General features: G+C 61.4%; 25 protein-coding genes. 8 read left to right on the forward strand and 17 right to left on the reverse strand.

Annotation, left to right across the window (positions count from 1 at the left end):
- The first annotated feature begins 169 nt into the window (after nucleotides 1–169).
- The 6 genes from NKJ73_RS14720 to NKJ73_RS14745 all read left to right on the forward strand — a co-directional run bounded on the left by NKJ73_RS14720 (nucleotide 170) and on the right by NKJ73_RS14745 (nucleotide 5569).
- Nucleotides 170–1399 carry an ROK family transcriptional regulator gene (locus tag NKJ73_RS14720; protein ID WP_352569909.1) on the forward strand — a complete coding sequence of 410 codons (1230 nt, stop codon included), beginning with the start codon at nucleotides 170–172 and terminating at the stop codon, nucleotides 1397–1399.
- Between the two features lie 2 nt (nucleotides 1400–1401).
- Nucleotides 1402–1848, forward strand: a complete 447-nt coding sequence (locus NKJ73_RS14725; protein ID WP_352569911.1) for an RbsD/FucU family protein — start codon at nucleotides 1402–1404, stop codon at nucleotides 1846–1848.
- On the forward strand, nucleotides 1845–2768 hold the full coding sequence (locus tag NKJ73_RS14730; RefSeq protein ID WP_352569912.1) for a carbohydrate kinase family protein: 924 nt from the start codon (nucleotides 1845–1847) through the stop codon (nucleotides 2766–2768). The genes NKJ73_RS14725 and NKJ73_RS14730 overlap by 4 nt, the downstream gene beginning before the upstream one ends.
- A gap of 252 nt (nucleotides 2769–3020) precedes the next feature.
- The gene (locus tag NKJ73_RS14735; RefSeq protein WP_352569913.1) at nucleotides 3021–4163 is read left to right on the forward strand and encodes a DegT/DnrJ/EryC1/StrS family aminotransferase; all 1143 of its coding nucleotides are present in this window, start codon (nucleotides 3021–3023) and stop codon (nucleotides 4161–4163) included.
- Nucleotides 4164–4181: 18 nt separating this feature from the next.
- Nucleotides 4182–4388, forward strand: coding sequence for a hypothetical protein (locus tag NKJ73_RS14740; RefSeq protein ID WP_352569914.1), 207 nt, complete (start codon nucleotides 4182–4184; stop codon nucleotides 4386–4388).
- A gap of 161 nt (nucleotides 4389–4549) precedes the next feature.
- A complete protein-coding gene (locus NKJ73_RS14745; RefSeq protein WP_352569915.1) occupies nucleotides 4550–5569 on the forward strand; it encodes an LLM class flavin-dependent oxidoreductase in 1020 nt (339 codons plus the stop codon).
- A 51-nt stretch (nucleotides 5570–5620) separates the two neighbouring features.
- Here NKJ73_RS14745 and NKJ73_RS14750 read toward each other — a convergent pair whose 3' ends face one another.
- The 3 genes from NKJ73_RS14750 to NKJ73_RS14760 all read right to left on the reverse strand — a co-directional run bounded on the left by NKJ73_RS14750 (nucleotide 5621) and on the right by NKJ73_RS14760 (nucleotide 7229).
- On the reverse strand, nucleotides 5621–6103 hold the full coding sequence (locus tag NKJ73_RS14750; RefSeq protein ID WP_352569916.1) for an RES family NAD+ phosphorylase: 483 nt from the start codon (nucleotides 6101–6103) through the stop codon (nucleotides 5621–5623).
- Nucleotides 6100–6534, reverse strand: a complete 435-nt coding sequence (locus tag NKJ73_RS14755) for an antitoxin Xre-like helix-turn-helix domain-containing protein (RefSeq protein ID WP_352570002.1) — start codon at nucleotides 6532–6534, stop codon at nucleotides 6100–6102. Before NKJ73_RS14755 ends, NKJ73_RS14750 begins: the two co-directional genes overlap by 4 nt.
- 68 nt (nucleotides 6535–6602) lie before the next feature.
- Nucleotides 6603–7229: a CDP-alcohol phosphatidyltransferase family protein gene (locus tag NKJ73_RS14760; protein ID WP_352569917.1), complete on the reverse strand. Its 627-nt coding sequence runs from the start codon at nucleotides 7227–7229 to the stop codon at nucleotides 6603–6605.
- 274 nt (nucleotides 7230–7503) lie between these two features.
- Here NKJ73_RS14760 and NKJ73_RS14765 point away from each other — a divergent pair, with 274 nt between their 5' ends.
- Nucleotides 7504–7977 carry a phosphatidylglycerophosphatase A family protein gene (locus NKJ73_RS14765; protein ID WP_352569918.1) on the forward strand — a complete coding sequence of 158 codons (474 nt, stop codon included), beginning with the start codon at nucleotides 7504–7506 and terminating at the stop codon, nucleotides 7975–7977.
- Nucleotides 7978–8210: 233 nt separating this feature from the next.
- Here NKJ73_RS14765 and NKJ73_RS14770 read toward each other — a convergent pair whose 3' ends face one another.
- From NKJ73_RS14770 to NKJ73_RS14830, 13 genes are all read right to left on the reverse strand, one after another.
- The gene (locus NKJ73_RS14770) at nucleotides 8211–8864 is read right to left on the reverse strand and encodes an aromatic-ring hydroxylase C-terminal domain-containing protein (protein ID WP_352570003.1); all 654 of its coding nucleotides are present in this window, start codon (nucleotides 8862–8864) and stop codon (nucleotides 8211–8213) included.
- A gap of 395 nt (nucleotides 8865–9259) precedes the next feature.
- Complete coding sequence (locus tag NKJ73_RS14775) at nucleotides 9260–10549, reverse strand: ABC transporter substrate-binding protein (RefSeq protein ID WP_352569919.1); 1290 nt, start codon at nucleotides 10547–10549, stop codon at nucleotides 9260–9262.
- Nucleotides 10550–10577: 28 nt separating this feature from the next.
- A complete protein-coding gene (locus tag NKJ73_RS14780) occupies nucleotides 10578–11414 on the reverse strand; it encodes a carbohydrate ABC transporter permease (RefSeq protein WP_352569920.1) in 837 nt (278 codons plus the stop codon).
- Entirely contained in the window at nucleotides 11404–12351 is a 948-nt protein-coding gene (locus NKJ73_RS14785; RefSeq protein WP_352569921.1) for a carbohydrate ABC transporter permease, read from the reverse strand. The genes NKJ73_RS14780 and NKJ73_RS14785 overlap by 11 nt, the downstream gene beginning before the upstream one ends.
- Nucleotides 12352–12375: 24 nt before the next feature.
- A complete protein-coding gene (locus NKJ73_RS14790) occupies nucleotides 12376–13239 on the reverse strand; it encodes a TauD/TfdA dioxygenase family protein (RefSeq protein ID WP_352569922.1) in 864 nt (287 codons plus the stop codon).
- A gap of 111 nt (nucleotides 13240–13350) precedes the next feature.
- On the reverse strand, nucleotides 13351–14013 hold the full coding sequence (locus tag NKJ73_RS14795; RefSeq protein WP_352569923.1) for a TetR/AcrR family transcriptional regulator: 663 nt from the start codon (nucleotides 14011–14013) through the stop codon (nucleotides 13351–13353).
- 38 nt (nucleotides 14014–14051) lie between these two features.
- Nucleotides 14052–14444: a DUF982 domain-containing protein gene (locus NKJ73_RS14800; RefSeq protein WP_352569925.1), complete on the reverse strand. Its 393-nt coding sequence runs from the start codon at nucleotides 14442–14444 to the stop codon at nucleotides 14052–14054.
- An 8-nt stretch (nucleotides 14445–14452) separates the two neighbouring features.
- Nucleotides 14453–14698: a DUF982 domain-containing protein gene (locus tag NKJ73_RS14805; RefSeq protein ID WP_352496211.1), complete on the reverse strand. Its 246-nt coding sequence runs from the start codon at nucleotides 14696–14698 to the stop codon at nucleotides 14453–14455.
- Between the two features lie 8 nt (nucleotides 14699–14706).
- A complete protein-coding gene (locus NKJ73_RS14810) occupies nucleotides 14707–14952 on the reverse strand; it encodes a DUF982 domain-containing protein (RefSeq protein WP_352503356.1) in 246 nt (81 codons plus the stop codon).
- Nucleotides 14953–15185: 233 nt separating this feature from the next.
- On the reverse strand, nucleotides 15186–15428 hold the full coding sequence (locus NKJ73_RS14815; protein WP_352503357.1) for a DUF982 domain-containing protein: 243 nt from the start codon (nucleotides 15426–15428) through the stop codon (nucleotides 15186–15188).
- 3 nt (nucleotides 15429–15431) lie between these two features.
- Nucleotides 15432–15608: a hypothetical protein gene (locus NKJ73_RS14820; protein ID WP_352569926.1), complete on the reverse strand. Its 177-nt coding sequence runs from the start codon at nucleotides 15606–15608 to the stop codon at nucleotides 15432–15434.
- Nucleotides 15609–16307: 699 nt separating this feature from the next.
- Complete coding sequence (locus tag NKJ73_RS14825; protein WP_352569927.1) at nucleotides 16308–17036, reverse strand: hypothetical protein; 729 nt, start codon at nucleotides 17034–17036, stop codon at nucleotides 16308–16310.
- A gap of 40 nt (nucleotides 17037–17076) precedes the next feature.
- On the reverse strand, nucleotides 17077–18246 hold the full coding sequence (locus NKJ73_RS14830; RefSeq protein ID WP_352569928.1) for a coiled-coil domain-containing protein: 1170 nt from the start codon (nucleotides 18244–18246) through the stop codon (nucleotides 17077–17079).
- 307 nt (nucleotides 18247–18553) lie between these two features.
- Here NKJ73_RS14830 and NKJ73_RS14835 point away from each other — a divergent pair, with 307 nt between their 5' ends.
- On the forward strand, nucleotides 18554–18817 hold the full coding sequence (locus NKJ73_RS14835) for a glutathione S-transferase N-terminal domain-containing protein (RefSeq protein WP_352569929.1): 264 nt from the start codon (nucleotides 18554–18556) through the stop codon (nucleotides 18815–18817).
- 229 nt (nucleotides 18818–19046) lie between these two features.
- Here the strand turns inward: NKJ73_RS14835 and NKJ73_RS14840 are convergent, their stop codons facing one another.
- Nucleotides 19047–19904 (reverse strand): protein-L-isoaspartate O-methyltransferase family protein, encoded by an 858-nt coding sequence (locus NKJ73_RS14840; RefSeq protein WP_352569930.1) that lies wholly within the window; start codon nucleotides 19902–19904, stop codon nucleotides 19047–19049.
- Nucleotides 19905–19925: the final 21 nt, after the last annotated feature.

The following is a 19925-nucleotide window of genomic DNA, read 5'->3' on the forward strand; positions in this document are numbered from 1 at the left end:
CACCTGCAGCGCGTCCGACGAAATCTCCCAGTGTCGACGCCGATCTCAAGAGACACCAGTCCGCCAGCACTGTCAATAATTAAATCACTCTTATTTATTATTGACATCGCAGGATTGTTCACCCACTCTAGACCAAAAGCATTGAGGGGAAACGACGGGAGGAACAGGGGTGGAGACCGGCGTTACGAGGCACGGTTCGCCCGATGCGGCCGAAAGCCGTCTGCACCGCGGCACCAATCAAAGCGGCATGCGGGACCACAATGAGCGGCTGGTGCTGTCGCTGGTGCGTCAGCACGGCAGCCTGGCCAAATCCGATATTGCGCGCATGACGGGCCTTTCGGCGCAGACAGTGTCCGTCATCATGCGCGAGCTGGAGGAGGACGACCTGCTCGTCCGCCAGGCGCCGTTGCGCGGCAAGATCGGCCAGCCCTCGATACCCATGGCGCTCAATCCCGACGGCGCCTATTTCATCGGCCTGAAGATCGGCCGCCGCAGCGCCGAGCTGGTGCTGATCGATTTCCTCGGCAATGTGCGCTCGATGCTGCAGCATTCGTACCGCTATCCGGCGCCGCGCGAGACGGTGGAATTCGTCACGAGCGGCATGAAGAAGATGCGCGGCGAACTCACCCCTGCGCAGGACAAACGCATCGCCGGGCTTGGCATCGCCATGCCGTTCGAATTGTGGAACTGGGCCGATACCGCCGGCGCGCCGCGTGAAATCATGGACGAATGGCGCCATCGCGACATCCGCGCCGACATCCAGGCGCAATGCGAATTTCCAGTCTATCTGCAGAACGATGCCACCTCGGCCTGCGGCGCCGAGCTCGTGTTCGGCCACGCGGCGGGCGCGGCGCGCGATTTCGTCTATTTCTACATCGGCGCCTTTGCCGGCGGCGGCATCGTGCTGAACGGCCGGCTGTTTGGCGGCCCAACCGGCAATGCCGGCGCGCTGGGCTCAATGCCGGTGCCCGGGCCTGACGGCAAGCCGACGCAGTTGATTGACGTGGCGTCGATCGCCATGCTGGAGAAGGCGCTCAACGCACGCGGCGTCGAGGCCTCGCATCTGTGGACATCACCGGGGGACTGGGGCGAGATCGGTGCCGAGCTCGACGACTGGATCGCCAGCGCTTCGCAGGCGCTCGCTTATGCCATTGTGGCGGCGTCCTCTGTCATCGATTTCGAAGCGGCGGTGATCGACGGATGGATGCCGCTCGGCGTGCGCCGGCGGCTTGTCGATGCTGTCATCGAAGCCATCGGCAGGATCGACGGCGAAGGCCTGAGGCTGCCGGCCGTTCGCGAGGGAACGGTCGGCATCCATGCGCGGGCGCTGGGTGGCGCCAGCCTGCCGCTGTCGGAGCGCTTCCTCATCGGCTCGACCACGATTTCCCGGAGCTTCTGAGCATGCTGATCGGTATCCCGGCGCTGCTCGGCCCGGAGCTTCTGGCGATGTTGCGCGCCATGGGCCATGGCGACGAGATCGCGCTGGTCGACGGCAACTACCCGGCCGAACAGCAGGCACAGCGGCTGATCCGCGCCGACGGTCATCATCTCGTCCCGGTGCTCGATGCGGTATTGAGCGTATTGCCTGTCGACGACGCCGTGCCGCAGGCGCTGTTTCGCGCCTCGGCCAAAGGCGATCCCCTGCTCGCCGATCCGGTTCACCATGAGATGGAAGCGATCTGCGCCAGACGTGCGCCGGGCCGCAAGGTGGTTGCGCTTGCCGGCGCCGACTTCTATGCACGGGTCAAGGCCGCGCACGCGATCGTCGCGACAAGCGAGCCGCGGCTCTATGCCAACATCATCATTCGCAAGGGCGTGATCTATCCGCCGGAAAGCAAGACTTCATGATTCTCTGCTGCGGCGAAGCCCTGATCGACATGCTGCCGCGCACCACGACGGAGGGCGAGCCGGCCTTTGCGCCCTATGTCGGCGGTGCCGTCTTCAACTCGGCAATTGCGCTTGGCCGGCTCGGCGGGCCCGCTGCCTTTTTCTCCGGCCTGTCGTCGGATCTGTTCGGGGGCCAGTTCAGAGAGGCGCTGGAGGCCAGCAAGGTCAGTTCCACCTATGCGCACACCTCGCCGCGTCCGACCACGCTCGCCTTCGTGCGGCTCACCAACGGCCAGGCGACCTATACATTCTATGACGAGAACACCGCCGGACGCATGCTGACCATCGAGGACCTGCCGGAACTCGGCAGCGAGATCGAGGCCATGCTGTTCGGCGCCATCAGCCTGATCTCGGAGCCAGCCGGGTCGGCCTATGAAGAGTTCATGCGACGCGAGCATGAGCGCCGCGTGATGATGCTCGACCCCAACATCCGGCCAAACTTCATTCCGGACAAGGCCAAGCACCTCAGGCGCATCCGCAACATGATGGCGATGGCCGACATCGTGAAACTGTCGGACGAGGATCTGAACTGGTTCGGCGAAGCCGGCTCGCATGAGGACGTCGTCCGGAACTGGCTGGAGCGCGGTCCGAAGCTGATCGTCGTCACCCATGGTAGCGAGGGCGCGGTCGGTTACAGCAGCCAGCACCGGGTCACCGTCGTGCCGGACAAGGTCGAGGTGGTCGATACGGTCGGCGCCGGCGACACATTCAATGCCGGCATTCTTGCCTCCTTGCACGAGCAGGGTCTGCTCTCGAAGACGGCAATCGCCAGCTTGCCGGAAGAAGCCATCCACAAGGCGCTGACGCTCGGCGCCAAAGCCGCGGCGGTGACGGTATCGCGGGCCGGCGCCAACCCGCCATGGCGGCATGAAATCGCCTGACCGGCTGGCAACAGCCTCGCGGACCGCTTGCCGGCGATCACTTTATGTTTCGCCCAGCCAGTGGGGCGGGATACAAAGGCCACATCAAGCATGCCGAAGCCCGGATTTCCTCGCGTTTAAGAGGGCAGATCGGAAACCAGAGGTAACAGGCTGCGACACTTGAGCAATTCAGGGTTTTGCCCTGCGGCTTTCTCGGCCGTGCCAAGTCTGCTACCAGCGGCCGGTTATCTGGCTAAACCGTTTGAGGCCGACATGCAGTTCATCGATCTTGGCGCGCAGCGCGAACGCATCCGCGACAGGCTGAAAGCGGCAATCGACCGGGTCGTCGACGAAGGCCGCTATATTCTCGGACCTCAGGTCACCGAATTCGAAAACAAGCTCGCCGCCTATATCGGCACCAAGCATGTGGTCGCTTGCGCCAACGGCACCGATGCGCTGCTGCTGCCGCTGTTTGCCGCCGGCATCGGCCAGGGCGACGCGGTGTTCGTGCCGAGCTTCACCTTCGCCGCCACGGCCGAAGTGGTGGCGCTGACCAAGGCCGAACCGGTGTTCGTCGACGTCGATGCCGACAGCTACAACATCGACGTCGCCAGCCTCGAGGCGGCGATTGCCATGATCAAGGCGGAAGGCCGGCTGAGGCCGAAGGCAATCATTCCCGTCGACCTGTTCGGCCTCGCCGCCGATTACGAGGCGATCATGGCCATCGCCAACCGCGAAGGCCTGATGGTCATCGAGGATGCGGCGCAGGCGACCGGCGGCTCGGCTGACGGCAAGATGTGCGGCTCGTTCGGCACCGTCGGCTCGACCAGCTTCTATCCGGCAAAACCGCTCGGCTGCTATGGCGACGGCGGTGCGATGTTCACCAATGACGATGCGCTGGCCGAACAGTTGCGCTCGTTCGCCTTCCACGGCAAGGGCGAAACGCAATACGACAATGTCCGCGTCGGCATCAACTCGCGGCTCGACACGCTGCAGGCGGCGATCCTGATCGAGAAGCTGGCCATCCTCGAGGACGAGATGGTGGCGCGGCAAGCGGTCGCCAATCGCTATGCCGAAGGTCTCGGCGATATCGTCAAGGCGGCGCGCAATCTGGGCGGCGGCCGCTCGGCCTGGGCGCAATACGCCATCGAAACGCCGAAACGCGACGGGCTCAAGGCACATCTCGGTGAAAAGGGCATTCCGTCGGTTATCTACTATGTGAAACCGCTGCACAGCCAGATTGCCTATCGCGATTATCCGCGCACGCCGACCGGCCTTGCCGTTTCGGAAGAGTTGCCGAAGCGCATCCTGTGCCTGCCGATGCATCCCTATCTGAGCGAGGCTGACCAGGACCGGATCATCGAAACGATCCGTAACTATATCGGCTCGAATTCGGCGCATGTAGCGGCGGCATAAATTCGAAAGTTTCGAAGCGTGGTCGCGGAGTACATCGACGAGTTCATCATGTTCTGCGCCGGGTTGTGGATGGCTGGCGTCGGCTTCGGATTTCTCGCGGACCCGTTCCAAGCTCGCCCGGGCCAGCAGCAAGCATGGTGGACCAACTTTGGGGTTCACTTCAAATGGATGGGACCGCTGTTGATCCTCATCGCGATATTGCTCGCGTTCGCGGCACCTTCCTAGACTCGCGTCCGACGGCAGCTCGGCACGGTCGGCATCGTTGATCAACAACCGCCGATTCAAGCTTTGCGCGTCAAGGCAGGCGATCATCGGCACCGATTTTGCGATGCTTTGCTGCGCGCCGCAGCATAGTCTGCACCTGGCTCCCCTTTAGGCTGGTTCTCATGAAGAAGATTGGTTTCCTCTCGTTCGGGCACTGGACGCCCTCGCCGCAATCGCAGACGCGGACGGCATCCGACGCGCTTTTGCAGTCCGTCGAGCTGGCCGTCGCGGCCGAGGAGCTGGGTGCGGACGGCGCGTATTTCCGCGTGCATCATTTCGCCCGTCAGCTCGCCTCGCCCTTTCCGCTGCTGGCAGCGGTTGGGGCGAAGACCAGCCGAATCGAGATCGGCACGGCGGTGATCGACATGCGCTATGAGAACCCGCTCTACATGGCCGAGGACGCCGGCGCCGCCGACCTAATCGCCGGAGGGCGTCTGCAGCTGGGCATCAGCCGCGGCTCGCCGGAGCAGGTAATCGAGGGATGGCGCTACTTCGGCTATGCCCCGCAAGAGGGCGAGAGCGATGCCGACATGGCACGCAGACACACCGAAGTGCTGCTCGAAGTGTTGCTGGGCAAAGGCTTTGCGCAGCCCAATCCGCGGCCGATGTTTCCCAACCCGCCCGGCCTGCTTCGCGTTGAACCACACTCGGAGGGCCTGCGCGACCGCATCTGGTGGGGCGCCGCCACCAACGCCACGGCGGAATGGGCGGCGAAGCTGGGGATGAACCTGCAAAGCTCCACGCTCAAATTCGATGAAGGCGGAAAGCCGTTTCACATCCAGCAGGCCGAACAGATCCGGGCTTTTCGTGAGGCCTGGAAGACGGCCGGACACACGCGCGAGCCGCGGGTGTCGGTCAGCCGGAGCATTTTTGCCTTGGTCGACGATCGCGACCGCGCCTATTTCGGCGGCAATGAGAGCGGAGATCAGTTCGGTTACATCGAGGCAGACAGGCGCGCCGTCTTCGGCCGCTCCTATGCCGCCGAGCCGGACATCCTCATCGAGCAGCTAAAGGGCGACGAAGCCATCGCCGAGGCCGATACGCTGCTGCTTACCGTCCCCAACCAGCTCGGGGTCGACTACAACGCCCATGTCATCGAGGCGATTCTGACCCATGTCGCCCCAGGCTTGGCCTGGCGCTGACGAGTTTGAACAATCGACGCCACAGGCAGGAACCTGCCCCTCCTGACCTGCTCAGGAGCCGAACAGGCGACTGTCCCAATATACGGGTTGATGCAGGCTGGCTGTGATCAAGGCAAACTCCGGATGGGTCGGATTGATCAACACGTTGTTGTCGAGGCGAGCCACGACGCTTGGCACGATCAAGATCGCGCTGCGGCGCTCGACATACCACGTCTCGCCGAATTCCTTGCTCACCTTTGCCGGCATCATATCCCACCCCGGCAGCGACGGCTGCGAAAATATCTCGTAGCTTAGCCCGCGCGGAACCATGATCTGGACGTAGTGCTGGTTGGGCGGCAGTCTGCCGCTGCCGTGCACCAGCTTTTCCAGCAACGCTGTCGAATAGTGCTCGCTGGTGTAAATCACTGGGCTGCCAGGCGTGTTCCAGCGGCCGGGCGCGATCGTCGAGCCCGTCGCGTCAAAGAACGGATGGATGCCGGCAGGATCGCCGATCCTGAAGCACGGCAGCGTCCGATCGAGTATCTGCGCCGTCAAGCGGCAGTGCCGTATTTCAGGCCTGCAAGGATATCGATCACCAGCTCGGCGCCGATCTCGTTTCGGATGACCATTTCGATCGGGCGTCGGTCTTCCAGCATGGGATGAGGTCGAAATAGAAAGTCACGAGCCTCATCTTCGATCTTCCAGACGTCGAGGGCCAAGTCCCATGCACGAGCCACCCGTGCCACCCGCATGCCCTCCTCCGAAGACAGTCGAAGAGCGCCCCTCTTGCGACGTTCATAGGTTGCCTTTGGAACGAGGCGGTATTTGAATTGGGCATCGGCCGGTGCCAGCAATTGTGAGACGCGTTCGAGCGCGCCGATGGGCAATCCGCCTTCAATTCGAGCCATCAGCCCGAATGGCGACCGTGCAGCCGTTTCCTTGGGCGACAGCCCCAGCACGTCGGCTATATTTCCAAATGCTAACATCTCTGCTTCCATTCATATGAAGCAGTATATAGCCTCACATGAGGCTGAATGCAAACGTTCTTGCGGTCTCACGGCTGGTTGCCGTCGGCTCGTTTAAGCATCGCAAATGCACGACTGATCCGTTGTAGCGCTGTGGCGTTGGCCAGCACTGCGTACAGCGCGAACCCACCCGCCAGAATCCAGGGCGAAGCCGCGCCCATGGCGGTCGCGACTCCGTCCGCGGCGAGCAGCACGCAAATGAACACCAGACGTTCCATCCGCTCGAAGAAATCCGGCCAACCATGGTTTTCTACGGGAATTTCCAGCGCCGTCCGTGCCTTGGCGTAACTTGTGAGTATCCCGCCGGCGAACGCGAACATTGCGATCGCCCACAGATCGGCGACCCAGCCGATTGCCGCAAAGACGGCCAATTCCTGATAACGGTCGACGACGGCATCGAAATAGCCACCGGCCTTGGTGCTCATATTTGTCCGGCGGGCTACCGCACCGTCCAGCGCATCGAAGGTGAAGGCAAACGCCAGGCAAAGGCCAAAGGCAAGACTTGAATGGTGATAGACATAGGCGGCCGACGACAAAGCGACGAGCACGAGCCCGCTAGCCGTAACCTGGTTCGGCGTCATGCCGATCCCGATCAGCGGAGAGGCGGCCTGCTCCCATAGCGGGTCGATGCGACTTTTCATGAGACCGGCGATCATGGCGGCTCCTCTGATGATGTCGTTTCACCGAGCTTTACCAGCAATTTGCGGGTTTGTTCCACCGTCGCTACCGTTCCAATTGGTCAAAGCGGGCCGAGACCGGGCTCAGCAACATTCTCAACTCGCCGCAACAGCGATTTCTTTTTGGCGAATGCGGCCGGCGGAATAAGGCGCTCGCCAAGCTGACGGAGCAAATCGAACGGCAGTCTGGCGGCAGCACCCGAACGATGTGACTATGATCGCTTGCGATCCGTGGGAAGCCGGCCGAAACTCGATGCATAAATTTCCACCCAAGTTCGCCTACCTGCTCGCGACCTCTGTCGGCGCGGGATTATCTCCAATATGGCCGGGCACGGTCGGCGCAATAGTTGGAGTGGCTGTTGCCGCAGCTCTGATACCTGCATCGCCTTGGCTGACCGTGCTTGCCTATGCGGCCCTGTTCGCCGTTGGCGTATGGGCGTCATCGCATGTTATCTCCCGTACCGGGGCGGAGGATCCGCAGATCGTCGTCATCGATGAGACCTTCGGCGCCGCCGCGACACTTTCCATGCTTCCGATCGACCCACTCTGGTGGGCAGCAGGCTTCCTTGCTTTCCGGTTTTTCGACGTCGTCAAGCCTTGGCCCATCCGTATCATGCATGACAAGGTAAGGGGTGGGGCCGGCATTATGCTGGACGACGCGGCCGCGGCTGTCGTCGCTGGGGCGTTGCTGCTCCTGCTGAACGGTTTGATTGACCATTTGCGGTAACGGCGACATTCGGTCTGCCAAGGCCACGGTGGTTCATCGGAGTTTAGCGCCACAAGGGAAGACCGGACCGATGCGAAGCCACAGGATCGCGGCCATTCCAGGCGATGGGATCGGCAAGGGAGTCGTAGCGGCCGGGCTTCGTGCGCTGGCCGTCTGCGCCCTTGGCATCGCCCGCATTCCCGGCGACGACATCGGCGTGCCAGAACGCAGGAGGCATCCGCACTCGCCGCCGCTCACCGATGGTGTTCGTGTGCCTGCGTGCGGAAACCAAACCCGTCAAGCGTTTCGATCAGCACCTGTACGGGATCAGGCACACCGTGCGATGACCGCCACGCGACAAAGCCGTCCGGCCTGACCAAGGCGGCACCGCCGCTTTCAACCCCGAGCGCGGAAGGCCACCGATGGTCCAAGTCAATCAGATCGTCATTGGCACCCAAGGCGTGGCAGGTCAGCGGCATTCCGAGGCGTTGGCTTATCGCGTCAGCGGCCTGACACCATGCTTCGTCAGCGCAGAGGAGAAGAAGATCGCGATCGCACAAATCGAGACTCGAAATCCGCCGGCCGGCGCGCCCGACCGCGAAATGCGGTAAACGCGTGCCAGGGCGACCCGACAGCTTGGCGGATTTTTGGAACGGGTGATCGTCCGGTGTGGATTCCCGAGCCACGATGCCTGCAGTGTAGCGTTGGCCAAATACCACGTCGTAATCCTCGACGATCGCAACAGGAGGAGGCAACCGCTTCGACGGATCGTCGAACCATTTCTGTAGGCGGGCGAGCGCTTGCGCCAACGTAGCCTCGATGACCGGCCTGCGCTCCATGTCATAGCTATCCAGCAACGAGGGATCGGCATGCCCGCGTGCTACCATCGCAAGCTTCCAGGCAAACAGGCTGGCAAGTCCGAGGGTTGATTACGTCCCCCCGGAGGGGCGGCGCCCGTGCACTACATCGAGTAGCAGGCGATAAGCGTCCCCGGCGCCGCTCGAAAGCATCTACAAAGTCAGTAGGCCATGCGTGCCGACAAGCGGCATCATGGTATCTACCTCGATCATGGGGAGTCGCCGACGGTCAGCGGCCATTGCCTATGCCGCGTAGTGGGATATCGGCGGCGGTGCGATGAACCTGCTATCTGCGCCAGCGCACTGCCAGGCAGTCCTGAGCTCGCGCGATCGAATTCAGGTCCATGGAACATCGCCTCATCCGACGACCACTTTACGACCGTGCTGATCCTCGCCGGTTGGTCGCCTGGCAAGTACCAGGCGACTTGGCGACGTGGTCCATACGATTACGCTGGCATCAGCGGCTTGACGCGGTCGACAATGGCGGCGACCGCTTCCTTCGGGTTCTTGCGACCGAGGACGGCGAGCTGAACCTCCTCGAGAAACGTCGACTGAGCGCGAGCGGCTTCGGGAAAAGCCGGGAAGGCTGGTCTCGCCTTGGCAAGGGCGGCAGCCTCGACCTTCGCCTGCGGCTGCGACCCGGCGAACGACGGCTCGGCATAGGTCGATGAGCGGACGGGGCCATTGCCGTTGCGCGCCATATCGAGTGTAGCCGCCTTGCTCGCTACGAAGCGGAGATAGCTCCAGGAGAGTTTCTTGTCCGCCGAATTGGCGGGAATGGCCATAGCCCAGGATTCGACGACCGGGTGCATTTCCTGACCGCTGCCGAGGGTCTTGGAGCCGGGGAACTCGATCGCCTTGATCTTTCCCGGCGCGGTCGACTGTTCCTTGTTGTTGAGCTGCGCGTAGCGGGCGAAAGGCAGCACCGCGAAGGCTGCGCGTCCCTGCTGCATCCAAGTCACCATATCGTCATTGCGCGTCGTGGCGTAGCTGCGGGGGAGCGCCCCGGCCTTGAAGAGGTCGGCGAGCACGGACAGGCCTTTTTCCATCGCCTCCGGATCGGGAACCACCCGGAACTGCTTGTCGATAAAATCGCCGCCAAAGGCGCGGGCGAACATGACCGGGAAGACGGCGAGGTCGCTCGCAAGGATCATGCCGACGACCGGCGTACTGGACTTGGAGGTGAAGGTCAGCTTCTTCGCCTGCTCGACCAGCTCCTCCAGCGTGTCCGGTGGCGCCGAAATGCCGGCCTCCTGAAGCAGCTCCTCGTTGTAGAAAAGCCCCTGCGTGGCATGGCGCACCGGGATGCCGACGAGCTTGCCGCCGACGGTCATCGACTGGCGCAGGCCCTCGACGATATCGTCGAAATCCTCGATCGGCTCGGCTTTCCGGAGGTCGTCGAGCGGCTCGAAGAGCGAGGCGATCTGCGATGTCATGCGGTTGTCGATGATATAGCCGACGTTGAAATCGGTCTCGCTCAGGCTCGCCTCCCGGAATAGCCGGTCCTGGAGCGGATTGCTGTCGAGCGTCGTCCAGGAGATCTGGGCGTTGTTCTTGTCCTCCCAGGGCTTGATGACATTGCCGGCGGCGCCGGTCGTCAGGTTGGTTTGGTGGACGCGATGGCAAAGCACGTTCAGCGTCTTTACCTGAGCATGGGCCAACCGGCCAAATGCGCCCGTCGCGCCGGCGGCCATCGCGGTCGTCAGCAGGGCTCTGCGTGTCATGTGCAAAGGCATTGTCTTCCTCCCTTTCTCGGTGACGTCGTCACCCCTTGGTCGCGCCGGCGGTCAACCCGGCGACAAGAAACCGGTTCATCAGGACCACGAAGACGAGAACCGGCAGCAATTGGACGGTAGAGGCCGCAAAGAGCACGCCCCAGTCGACGCCATCGATCGAGCTGATCATCTCAGAAAGGACCAAAGGCGCAGTCTTGGCGTGGTTGGCGGTGAAGATATAGGCGAACAGAAACTCGTTCCACGCGAAGACGACGACGAAGACGGCGACGGCGAGCATGCCGGGCGCTACGAGCGGCAAGATGATCTTCACAAGGATCGTCAGCGGCCGCGCGCCGTCGAGGACAGCCGCCTCGTCGAGTTCGCGCGGCACCTGGTCAATGAACGTGCGCATCAGGAGCGTGCCGAGCGAGACGAAGAAGGTCGCGTAGAGCAGGATCAGCACCAGATGGGTGTCGTTGAGCCCGAGCCGATTGACGACCGGGAACAGTGGCAGCGTCACGACGATCGGCGGGATCAGCCGCGATCCGATCAGAAACATCACCGATCCCTCCAGGAAACGGACGCCTCGATAGCGCGAGTAGGCGAAACCAGCGAGCAAACTTGCCATGACGGCAAGCGCCGTTGCCCCGGTGGTGATGATCAGGCTGTTGACGAGCCCGTCGAAAAAGGCCGGCCAGCGCTGCCATAACGAGGCGTAGTGCTCGAAGGTCGGTTCGAAGAAGAGCTCTGGTGGAACCGCGAAAATCTCGCGACCGGGTTTGAACGACGAGAGCACGATGAAACCGATCGGAAACAGCGACCAGACGACGATTGCCGCAACAGCGAGCGTCTTTCCGGCACCGATGGCGAGACGCTTAGAACGCATTGGCCACGGATTCCTTGCGCAGCCGCCATACATAGCCAGTCGCAAGCAGCAGCGAGATGACGACCATCATCCACGCCGTCGCGGCCGCCGTGCCGAACGAGTTGTAGCGGAAGCCTTCCTGATAGAGATAAACGGAAACGACCTCGGTCGTGCGCGCCGGGCCGCCCTGGGTCAGGAGCCAGACCTCGGAAAAGAGGCGGAAGGCGAAGATGTAGCGGAAGAGCAGCGCGATCAGGATCGCTGGCGCCAGAAGCGGTAGCGTGATGTTGCGGAAGAGCTGGAACGCGTTGGCCCCGTCGGTGCGCCCAGCCTCGTAGAGCTCCTTCGGAACCGCGAGCCGTGCCGCATAGAGAATGATGAATGTGAATGGCAGGTGCAGCCAGATTGTCAGCAGGCCGACGAGGATGAGGCCATGGGAAGGGATGAACGTCCAGTCGAGCGTCGGCAGCCCGGTGTATCGCAGCATCAGCGTGATCGGCCCGACGTCTGGATCGAACAGGAAGCGCCACATTGCGACCGCCGTCACCTCGCTGATAGCGTAAGGAGCGAGCACCACGACGAGCATGACACGCTGGAAGGGAAGCCCGGAGGCGAAAAGCAGAGCCAGGCCGAGACCGAGCAGAAGTTCGATATGAACCGCGACGGCGACGACGAGGACCGTGTTCCAGATCGAACCCCAAAAATATGGATCGGTGAGGACGCGGATATAGTTATCGAGCCCAACGAAGCTTGCCGATTGGCCGAATGACGAGGCCTCGAAACTCAGCCACAGGACGAAGATGGAGGGCAGCACGATGATCCCAAGCACCAGGAGGTGCACGGGCGTCGCATAGAGATAGGCAGGCGAAAACGCGAAGCGCCGCCTCTTGGTCTCGCCAGCCGCTTCCGCCGCCCCTTCCCCTCTGTGGCCGACGGACGCCTCGGAACCAAATGCCATTGCTCCTCCCTGAGCGGTTGCGCGTCAGCCGTCCCTGGCGGCAAGTGGAACGGTGCCCTCCACCGTCGTTCGGTACATCACCCGGCGATATCCGGGATAATCGTTGATGGCAGTGTGCAGGACGTGGGGATTGTTCCACATGCCGAGCGTCTTCGGTTCCCAACGCAGCCTGCAGTTGAACTCGGGCCGGACAGCCCGCGCCATCAGGAAGTCGATCATCGGCTTGCTTTCTTCCTCCGTCATCCCCTTAAAATTGGTCATCACGCTGCTGACGAAGACATAGCGCCGGCCAGTCTCGGGGTGCCGACAGATCACAGGGTGCTCGACGACGGCATTCTCGATCGCCTCGACATCGGCCTTGACGCCCAGCCGACTGTGGGCCGCGTTGATGGCGAAGACCCCGCGGCCGCTATGGACGCCCGTCAGCCCTTGCAGGATTTCGACCAGCCGCGGCGAAAGCGAGTCATATGCCTTCTCGAGGCTTGAGAAGCATGTGTCGCCGCCGACCGGCGGCACCTCTTCACCGTAGAGGATCGTAATGCCTGGCGGCTTTGGTAGCCAGGCGAGGTCCATGTGCCAGTCCTCGCCGATCACCTTGCCCGTGTCGTCCGGCTCGCGCACGAAGCGCACGATATCGTCGAAGCCGTCGATCGGCGTGTGCACCGGATTGCCGCTAAATGGCCCGAACCGGCGCGCGACCTTGTGGACGCCAGCGGCGTCAAGCTCCTGATCGCGCACGGCGAGCGCATGATACTGGTAGAGCGCGCGGCGAACGTCTTCGAAAGCATCCTCGCTCGCGCCCGCCAGATCGATCCCGCGGATTTCTGCACCGAGCGCTCCAGTGAAGGGGCTGACCTCGAAACGGGTGAATTCGTCATCGCGTAGCACGTGATCCTCCCTTGTACGCGCCTCGTCGCCGCCACGGGCTGACTTACCTGTAAGTAAGTAACCCGGAGGCTAACATCTGTCAACTCGCCCTCGCTTTGATCCACTGGATGTCTAGCCTCGGCGCGAGCCCTTCCCCGCATCCTGCCAAGCTGCGCGGATGATCGCCGCCAGTGCTGCGAAGGTCCTAGCGACCTCGTCGAAGCTTCCGGTGTCCTGCGTCATCGGTGGACAGGACAGAAGGGTAATGCGCAGCATGTGCACGAGTTCGTCCCTGAGCGTGTCGGGAGAAAGTTCTCCATCCTTCACAGCCTGGTCCACCGCATGGCGTAGGCTCTGTTCATAGACCCGGTTGACACGCTCCAGGGCATGTTCGGCTGGTTCGCCGAGAACTGGGAGGTCGTGGCGAAGGCGCGAAAGCGGGCTCCACATATTGCGGGCTCCCGTCTCAGCGTTGAAACGTTCATAGAAGCGGCGCAGATCCTCGAGCTGCATATCGAGACGGTCGAAGAACCGGATATCGGGGGTCGTCCAGAAGCGCTTGATGCGGGCCTCGGCGTTGGCGGCGAAGTCCGCGATCAATTCCTCCATCAGCTGACGCTTGTTGCCGAAGTGATGATGGATGTTGGCGCGCGTCGTGCCGATTGCCGTCGCTATATCGCCGAAGCTGAAACCATCGTGGCCGCGCAGGACATAGAACTCGGCCGCGACCTCTTTGATTCTGCTGCGGGTAGAGTGCGCCTCATCGCCGGGAGATCCTGAAGTGTTGGCTCTCATATCCCTTCCGAAATTCATGCCGCTCGCCATCGCGACAATCAGCATACGAAACGTGCTGCAACCGTCCGCCGGTCGGCACAGACGCGATCAGCGTTGCTACACCATACAATGTCATGGGATGTACCCGTCGTACATGGATCTTCTTCTACGCTCAGGTGGGAACTAATTTGCGCCAGTTCGCGACATTCAACGTTTCGCACGAACATCCCCTCCTCCTTAGCAGCAGCCCCGAAGGCCTTACGGGCCTCCTCCGGGGTCGCCCGATCCTCGACGGCGTCGATGCATAGTTGCACAGCCTTCCTCCACTTAGGTCCCATCTTGATCCACTTCAGGAGTTCCTCGGCGGCACCCTCGACATTGTTACACCCGTAGGTGACCCCAGGTCGGTCGGTCTTGACGTACACCGGAGGGGAGAACCAATGGGTTGCCACGACACCTCCTACTCAGGGGAGAGATACATCTTGGCCTCCTTTGCGGCAGCCTCAAAGGCCTTTCGCACCACCTGAGGGTCAATCGAATCGCCCTCCAGATCTGACAGGCACAGCGTCACCGCCTTATGCCAGCAGGGTCCTCTCCGGGTCCACGTTTTGAGCTGCTCAAGGGCTGCCCTCGCATTGTTGCAGCCATGCCTGACACCGGTTTCAGTCTTCACGAACACCGGAGGGACGAACCAATGGGTTGCCATGATACCTCCTAGTCAGGGGAGAGATACACGTTGGCCTCCTTGGCAGCCGCCTCGAAGGCTTCACGGACCTCTTGGGGGGAGGATTTGCCCTCGAATGCATCGACGCAGGATTGGACAGCCTTGGTCCACTTCGGGCCCTTTGTGTCCCACCCCATGAGCTCCTCGGCGGCTCCCTCGACGTGGCTGACCCCATTGCGAATGCCCGGACGTTTCGTCTTCACGTAGACCGGTGGAGAGAACCAGAGAGGACCCATAAGGGGGAACTTAGAGCGGCAAGAGCCCGCCGACCAACCCCGCTTTAGCCGCAGCTAAGGGAACGATGTAGGCCCTCGCGGGTTTAGAGGTGGCAGCGGGATTCTTCGTGGATGTGCAGCCGCTGTGGGGGGGTCCGTCGCCTCTCCCTCACTGGCGGCGGGCTCCTTTCGCGCGAAGGCGGTGTTGGTAATAGACACCTAGAAGCTTATACCGCATCCAATTTAGCTAGTTCTCATTGGGGGAGTAATGTCCCCTCCTCTTTTGCAGCAGCCAGAAATGCCTTACGGGCCTCCTCAGGTTCCATCTCGTCGAATATCACGGCCATGCAAACGCGCACCGCGAGGTCCCAGCAAGGGCCACGCTTGGTCCACTTCATCAGCTCCTCGCCGGCTTTCTCGGCGTTGTTGACGTTGCGGATGATCCCGGGACGCTCGGTCTTGACGGGGACCGGAGGGTTGAACCAGTGGAGAGCCATACGTCACTCTTTGTCGGCCCTATCAAGTTCCTCCAGCAAATACCTTTGCTCAGCCGGCAGCTCCCGTTCTACAGGCAGATTTAGCAGGTTGCGAAGGTAATTGCGGATTACCTCTGAGGTGATCCAGTGCCGCACAACTTTGGCAATAACCTTCTGTTTGGCTTTATCGATTTCAACCACATTCGGGCCTACATCTTAAAAGGACCGAACTGCACCTCGAGCGGATTTGTTCCTTAAGGGGGCCAGAATGTTTGATACAAAAATCTGGGCGGGTGATCGGATAACTGGCTCGCGCGAGGCCCCCCGCGCGCCCTTCGTTTCCCACTGGCGAGGCCCTAACAATCCCCGTCAGAGAAGTTGGAACCCAACATCGTGAGCCTGAGCCAGAAGTTACGCAGCCAGCAGCCGTTCTGCATCTATTGTGCCGGATCGGCTCGCGGCGTCGACATCGACCACGTGCCGCCACGGGTCTGTTCGATGGCAAGTGGCGACCGAAGGGCGGGAAGTGACTACCTGCAAGGCATGCCATGAAGGGACGCGCGAGATGGACGATGTCGCGGCGTTCGCAAGCCGTTCCTGCCCAACCCGACGACCGGGGGACAGCATGGTTGTCATTGGTCATGACGATCACCTGGGCGGTGCGCCAAGAGGGCTTGGGCACGGCAGGCGCACCGTCTAGGGACAAAGGCTGCCGATGCTTCGTCAGGATTGTTCCGATATCAGCGAGTCCGCTTCTTGATAGGTCTTGCGACCAGTACGCACGCGCGCGCGGCCACAGGTCGAGGCTAGGAAACTCACACTCGCGGGCGCTGGTTGATCACCGAGCCAACACGAGCGACCTCGGCTAAGCGCCGTGTGTCCCTCTTACAGGCTTGGCTGCTATATTATTGCAGTGACCCTGCCCGACGCATCGAGGCGACAACTGACTTGCGCCTGCCGGACTTCGATGCCACCTTGTCTAGCGTAGTCTATTCGCACCTCGATCGGCGCCGTGAGTGCGCCTCGACGTTGACGCAAGGCACCTGCGCTTACCGCGTGGACACGGACGGCGCCAAGCGGCGTCGCAGCGGACACGATCGCCGCGCGGCAGGCGCGCACCACTGCGGCTGGCGTACCGGTTTTCGCTTTCAGCGGTGCCAGAAACTCAGCGGGATAGCCCTTGGTGACCCGCTCGGACCCACCGTCACCAGGTTTAGAGGGCAGGAGGACAGGTGGCAGGACGATCGATTGCCTGGCGGTCTTGGGAGAGGCAGTGGCTGTGGTGGCTGCGGCCGGACTACCGGGAGCGGTAACCGATTCGTTTTCGGCGGCTGGATCGTCGCCCACACCGACATCCGTCGAAATCCCTCCGCCTGTGTCACCTACGGTGCCGCTGGCACTAACGCTTGCGTCGACTGAGCCGTCATCTGCGCCGACCGAAGCTCCAACGCTTGCTCCGCCTACACCGTCGACGCTCGTGCCCACCCCCACAGATACGCCTTGCGAACCGGCACTCACTCCAGCACCGACCCCGGCACCGCCAACATTGCCGCCTACACCTGCATCAAGAGCCGAGGCAGGCCCGATTGCGATCCCGATCGTCAACGCGGCTGCGACGTATTTTTTCATTATCATACTCCCCTGCGGCATACATTTCGCTCACTATTCTTCACTGGCCTAGGTCGAGCTTTTTCGGTGGTCGCGTTGGGAGCAATGCGGCGGGAAGAGCGATGGTTGACAGCAGAACAGGTTGCGGTGACTTTTGGACCTTCACTTTCTGTTTTTCCGGCAAGCCCGGTTTACGGACTGGTTGGAAGCCCGAACGCGATGGCCTACTTGCATGTGCACTCGCGGGGGTACGTGCTTTCGGCGCGCGCTCCACAGCCGCAGTGCGACGCTTACCCTTGACAATATCAATTGCCTCACGCGCGGCACTGAGGCTGCGGGCTAGACCGATAGCCCTTTCACGCTCTTGGTCCAGCGCCGCACTCAATTCTATCGAGTTCTGCTTTAAAGCATCGCGTTCCTTGCGAACGATGGCGAGGGCTCGTACAGCTGAATCTGCTCGTTCGCGTCCCAGTTCGAGTGCTTCTCGAGCTTGCTTTACAGCGGCCTCGGCCACCTGTCGGTCCCTTATGGCGTTGGCCTGCTCGACGGCTGCCAGATTTGCGCCTGTCTTAAGAGCATCGATCGTTTGGCGAGCCGTAGTAAGTTCTTGTTCCAAGAGCTCAACCTTGTGCCGCTCGTCATCAAGCGCTCGCTTGGCAGCAAGCTGAGAGACTTCCATAGAGGGATGCGCTCCAAGCGTGGCAGCCTTCTCGCTGTTCCAGAGACTGGCTTCGGCCCTGTAGCTTTCGATAACGCGCTGCGCCGTCTCCAGATCGAGCGCGAGCGCTTCGTCTGTTCGCTGCTGCTCTTTTAGGGCTTGTGCTTGCTGAGCCACCGTGTCTGTCAGTACGTGTGCCTGGGCGCTTAGGTCACGTGCGCCGCGCTGCATAACGTCTAGCTCCGCTCGTGCTGCGGCCAATTCGCGGCGCAAACCCTCCACATGCTCGCCGAGCGGCGTTTGCGCGCCCTCCTTGAGTGCCTGTGTTTCGCTGAGCACCAGCTCTCTAGATATATAGGATCCGAGCGCGCTCGGTTGCGGCTTGCCCGGTTCTTTGTCGACCTCGGTGTGTTCGGAAACCACGACCGACGAGCTGTCGTTAGCTGCGGCAACAGCTGACGCTTCGGGCGCCAACTGACTATTTGCCGGAGATGCCAACAGCAGAACGAGACATAACGGAACGAGGGATAGCATGGCGCTACACCCCCTGCCGCGTATCTGCAGATGATTCATCACTGAACCTCACCGACCGCGGCCTCACCGCTATTGTATTCTCCACTTATGCGCGCGGCGCTGGATCAATGCTAGTGAAGCACCCTCGGCAACGCCAAGGCACCGAATAAGGCGTAAAGCCTGTCTCCTATTTCCTTACTTATCATCATTCGAACGAACGGAACTTTCGTTCATTTACTCTGGGGGTTGTCTGAAACCCCGAAAGGCTGCCCTGCTCAAAACGGCTCTGTCTGGTCACTCCAGAGCCTCCAAGATACTGGAGGTCACGCTCTGGAGGAGGACGAGCCCCATCAATCGCAACGAGGATGTGTTTGCGATCAATCCGCTTGGCAAAGTGCCCGTTCTCGTTCTCAATGACGGTTATACGATCTTCGATTCGAGCGTAATCTGCGGCTATCTCGACGATCTCGAAAGCAGTCGTCGGCTCATCCCCGAAAGAGGGCGAGCAAAATGGTCCGCCTTGCGCCTCCAGGCGCTCGCCGGCGGCATGTGCGACGCAGGCATTTCCATCCGCTGGGAAACGAGCGCCGCCCTGAACATCTGCGTTACCCTGCCTTGGGCGCAGGCATGACGATGAAGCTCATCGAAATTCTATAACTTTGTGGAACGCGAGGTCGAATTCGACGCGCCGCTCCATGTCGGCCACATCGCGCTCGCCACTTGTCTAAGCTGGCTGGAATTCCGGAGATTGCCCGACTTCTTGCAGGGGAGGCCACGACTGACGGTATAGATCCTTCGTGCAACGCCCTTCAATGCGTGCCACACCCTACGACGGTGACACGCGAGATTGATATCGATCTCTAGGCTTTCGAAATCCAATATGCGTCGGCAACTAGCCAAGCGTTCTCGAGGCCATTTGCTGGTCGTCCTCGATGGTATTGCGCGAGACCAGTGACCTTGCCTCGCGCAGTCTTGAGGGCGGCCATCAACGCCTTTTCTTCGTCACTGCGCCTAGCTCCGCTGCAGGGGTAAAACCCGCATGGCATAAGTGATCTTACAGGAAACGCACGGCCAGCCCTTTCCAGAAGCATCATGAAGCCTCGTTGGTCTTCACCTGTGAACGGCAGCGCCATCCGACCCTTGTCGGACAAATTTGAAAGCCACCGTTCCGGCACGTGCGTCACTCCGGCAAAGGCGGCCACGACATCGAGGTTTGGCAGATCGACTGCCTGCGTTGCATCACCGGATATCACTTCTACATGGGCATAATGAGCAAGATTGCTTTGCGCTCGCCGGGCCAGTTCTTCGTCGATCTCATATGCAATCACGCGGCCTTCAGAACCCGTCAGTTCAGCGAGGATGGCGGTGAAATAGCCGACACCAGCACCCACCTGAAGGACAGTCTGGCCGGCGGCGACGTTCAGATGGTCGAAAACCAATGCCCAAAGCGACGGCAAGCCGCTGTTTAATCCGCGCTTTTCGTCAAGCGAGACCAGAACGTCGTGGTAAATCTCGTGAAGTGCGGCTGAAGGGCTGGTATGGACCGCCCCGATTTGCAATCTCGAATGGATACGCCAAGGCCCGTTGCCAAGGTACTGTTCGCGCGGAACCTTTGCGAAGGCCTCGATGACTGCAGGGTTGTGCAAGACAGGCGATGAGACACGCAGGTCTTCGGCAAACCACCGGCGCGGTTCACTAACATCGGTTCTGGTCGGCATGGAATATCGGCTCCCGGATTG

Origin of the sequence: Mesorhizobium sp. M0074 (assembly GCF_040322975.1) — a bacterium.
GTDB lineage: Bacteria > Pseudomonadota > Alphaproteobacteria > Rhizobiales > Rhizobiaceae > Mesorhizobium.

Bases quoted from the DNA above. Each gene is read 5' to 3' on its own strand.
- NKJ73_RS14755 (WP_352570002.1), bottom strand. From the start codon at position 6,534: ATGTTAGCATTTGGAAATATAGCCGACGTGCTGGGGCTGTCGCCCAAG.
- NKJ73_RS14785 (WP_352569921.1), bottom strand. From the start codon at position 12,351: ATGGCATTTGGTTCCGAGGCGTCCGTCGGCCACAGAGGGGAAGGGGCG.
- NKJ73_RS14815 (WP_352503357.1), bottom strand. From the start codon at position 15,428: ATGGCTCTCCACTGGTTCAACCCTCCGGTCCCCGTCAAGACCGAGCGT.
- NKJ73_RS14805 (WP_352496211.1), bottom strand. From the start codon at position 14,698: ATGGCAACCCATTGGTTCGTCCCTCCGGTGTTCGTGAAGACTGAAACC.
- NKJ73_RS14775 (WP_352569919.1), bottom strand. From the start codon at position 10,549: ATGCCTTTGCACATGACACGCAGAGCCCTGCTGACGACCGCGATGGCC.
- NKJ73_RS14735 (WP_352569913.1), top strand. From the start codon at position 3,021: ATGCAGTTCATCGATCTTGGCGCGCAGCGCGAACGCATCCGCGACAGG.
- NKJ73_RS14730 (WP_352569912.1), top strand. From the start codon at position 1,845: ATGATTCTCTGCTGCGGCGAAGCCCTGATCGACATGCTGCCGCGCACC.
- NKJ73_RS14830 (WP_352569928.1), bottom strand. From the start codon at position 18,246: ATGAATCATCTGCAGATACGCGGCAGGGGGTGTAGCGCCATGCTATCC.
- NKJ73_RS14840 (WP_352569930.1), bottom strand. From the start codon at position 19,904: ATGCCGACCAGAACCGATGTTAGTGAACCGCGCCGGTGGTTTGCCGAA.
- NKJ73_RS14795 (WP_352569923.1), bottom strand. From the start codon at position 14,013: ATGAGAGCCAACACTTCAGGATCTCCCGGCGATGAGGCGCACTCTACC.
- NKJ73_RS14810 (WP_352503356.1), bottom strand. From the start codon at position 14,952: ATGGGTCCTCTCTGGTTCTCTCCACCGGTCTACGTGAAGACGAAACGT.
- NKJ73_RS14745 (WP_352569915.1), top strand. From the start codon at position 4,550: ATGAAGAAGATTGGTTTCCTCTCGTTCGGGCACTGGACGCCCTCGCCG.
- NKJ73_RS14825 (WP_352569927.1), bottom strand. From the start codon at position 17,036: ATGAAAAAATACGTCGCAGCCGCGTTGACGATCGGGATCGCAATCGGG.
- NKJ73_RS14765 (WP_352569918.1), top strand. From the start codon at position 7,504: ATGCATAAATTTCCACCCAAGTTCGCCTACCTGCTCGCGACCTCTGTC.
- NKJ73_RS14725 (WP_352569911.1), top strand. From the start codon at position 1,402: ATGCTGATCGGTATCCCGGCGCTGCTCGGCCCGGAGCTTCTGGCGATG.
- NKJ73_RS14760 (WP_352569917.1), bottom strand. From the start codon at position 7,229: ATGATCGCCGGTCTCATGAAAAGTCGCATCGACCCGCTATGGGAGCAG.
- NKJ73_RS14780 (WP_352569920.1), bottom strand. From the start codon at position 11,414: ATGCGTTCTAAGCGTCTCGCCATCGGTGCCGGAAAGACGCTCGCTGTT.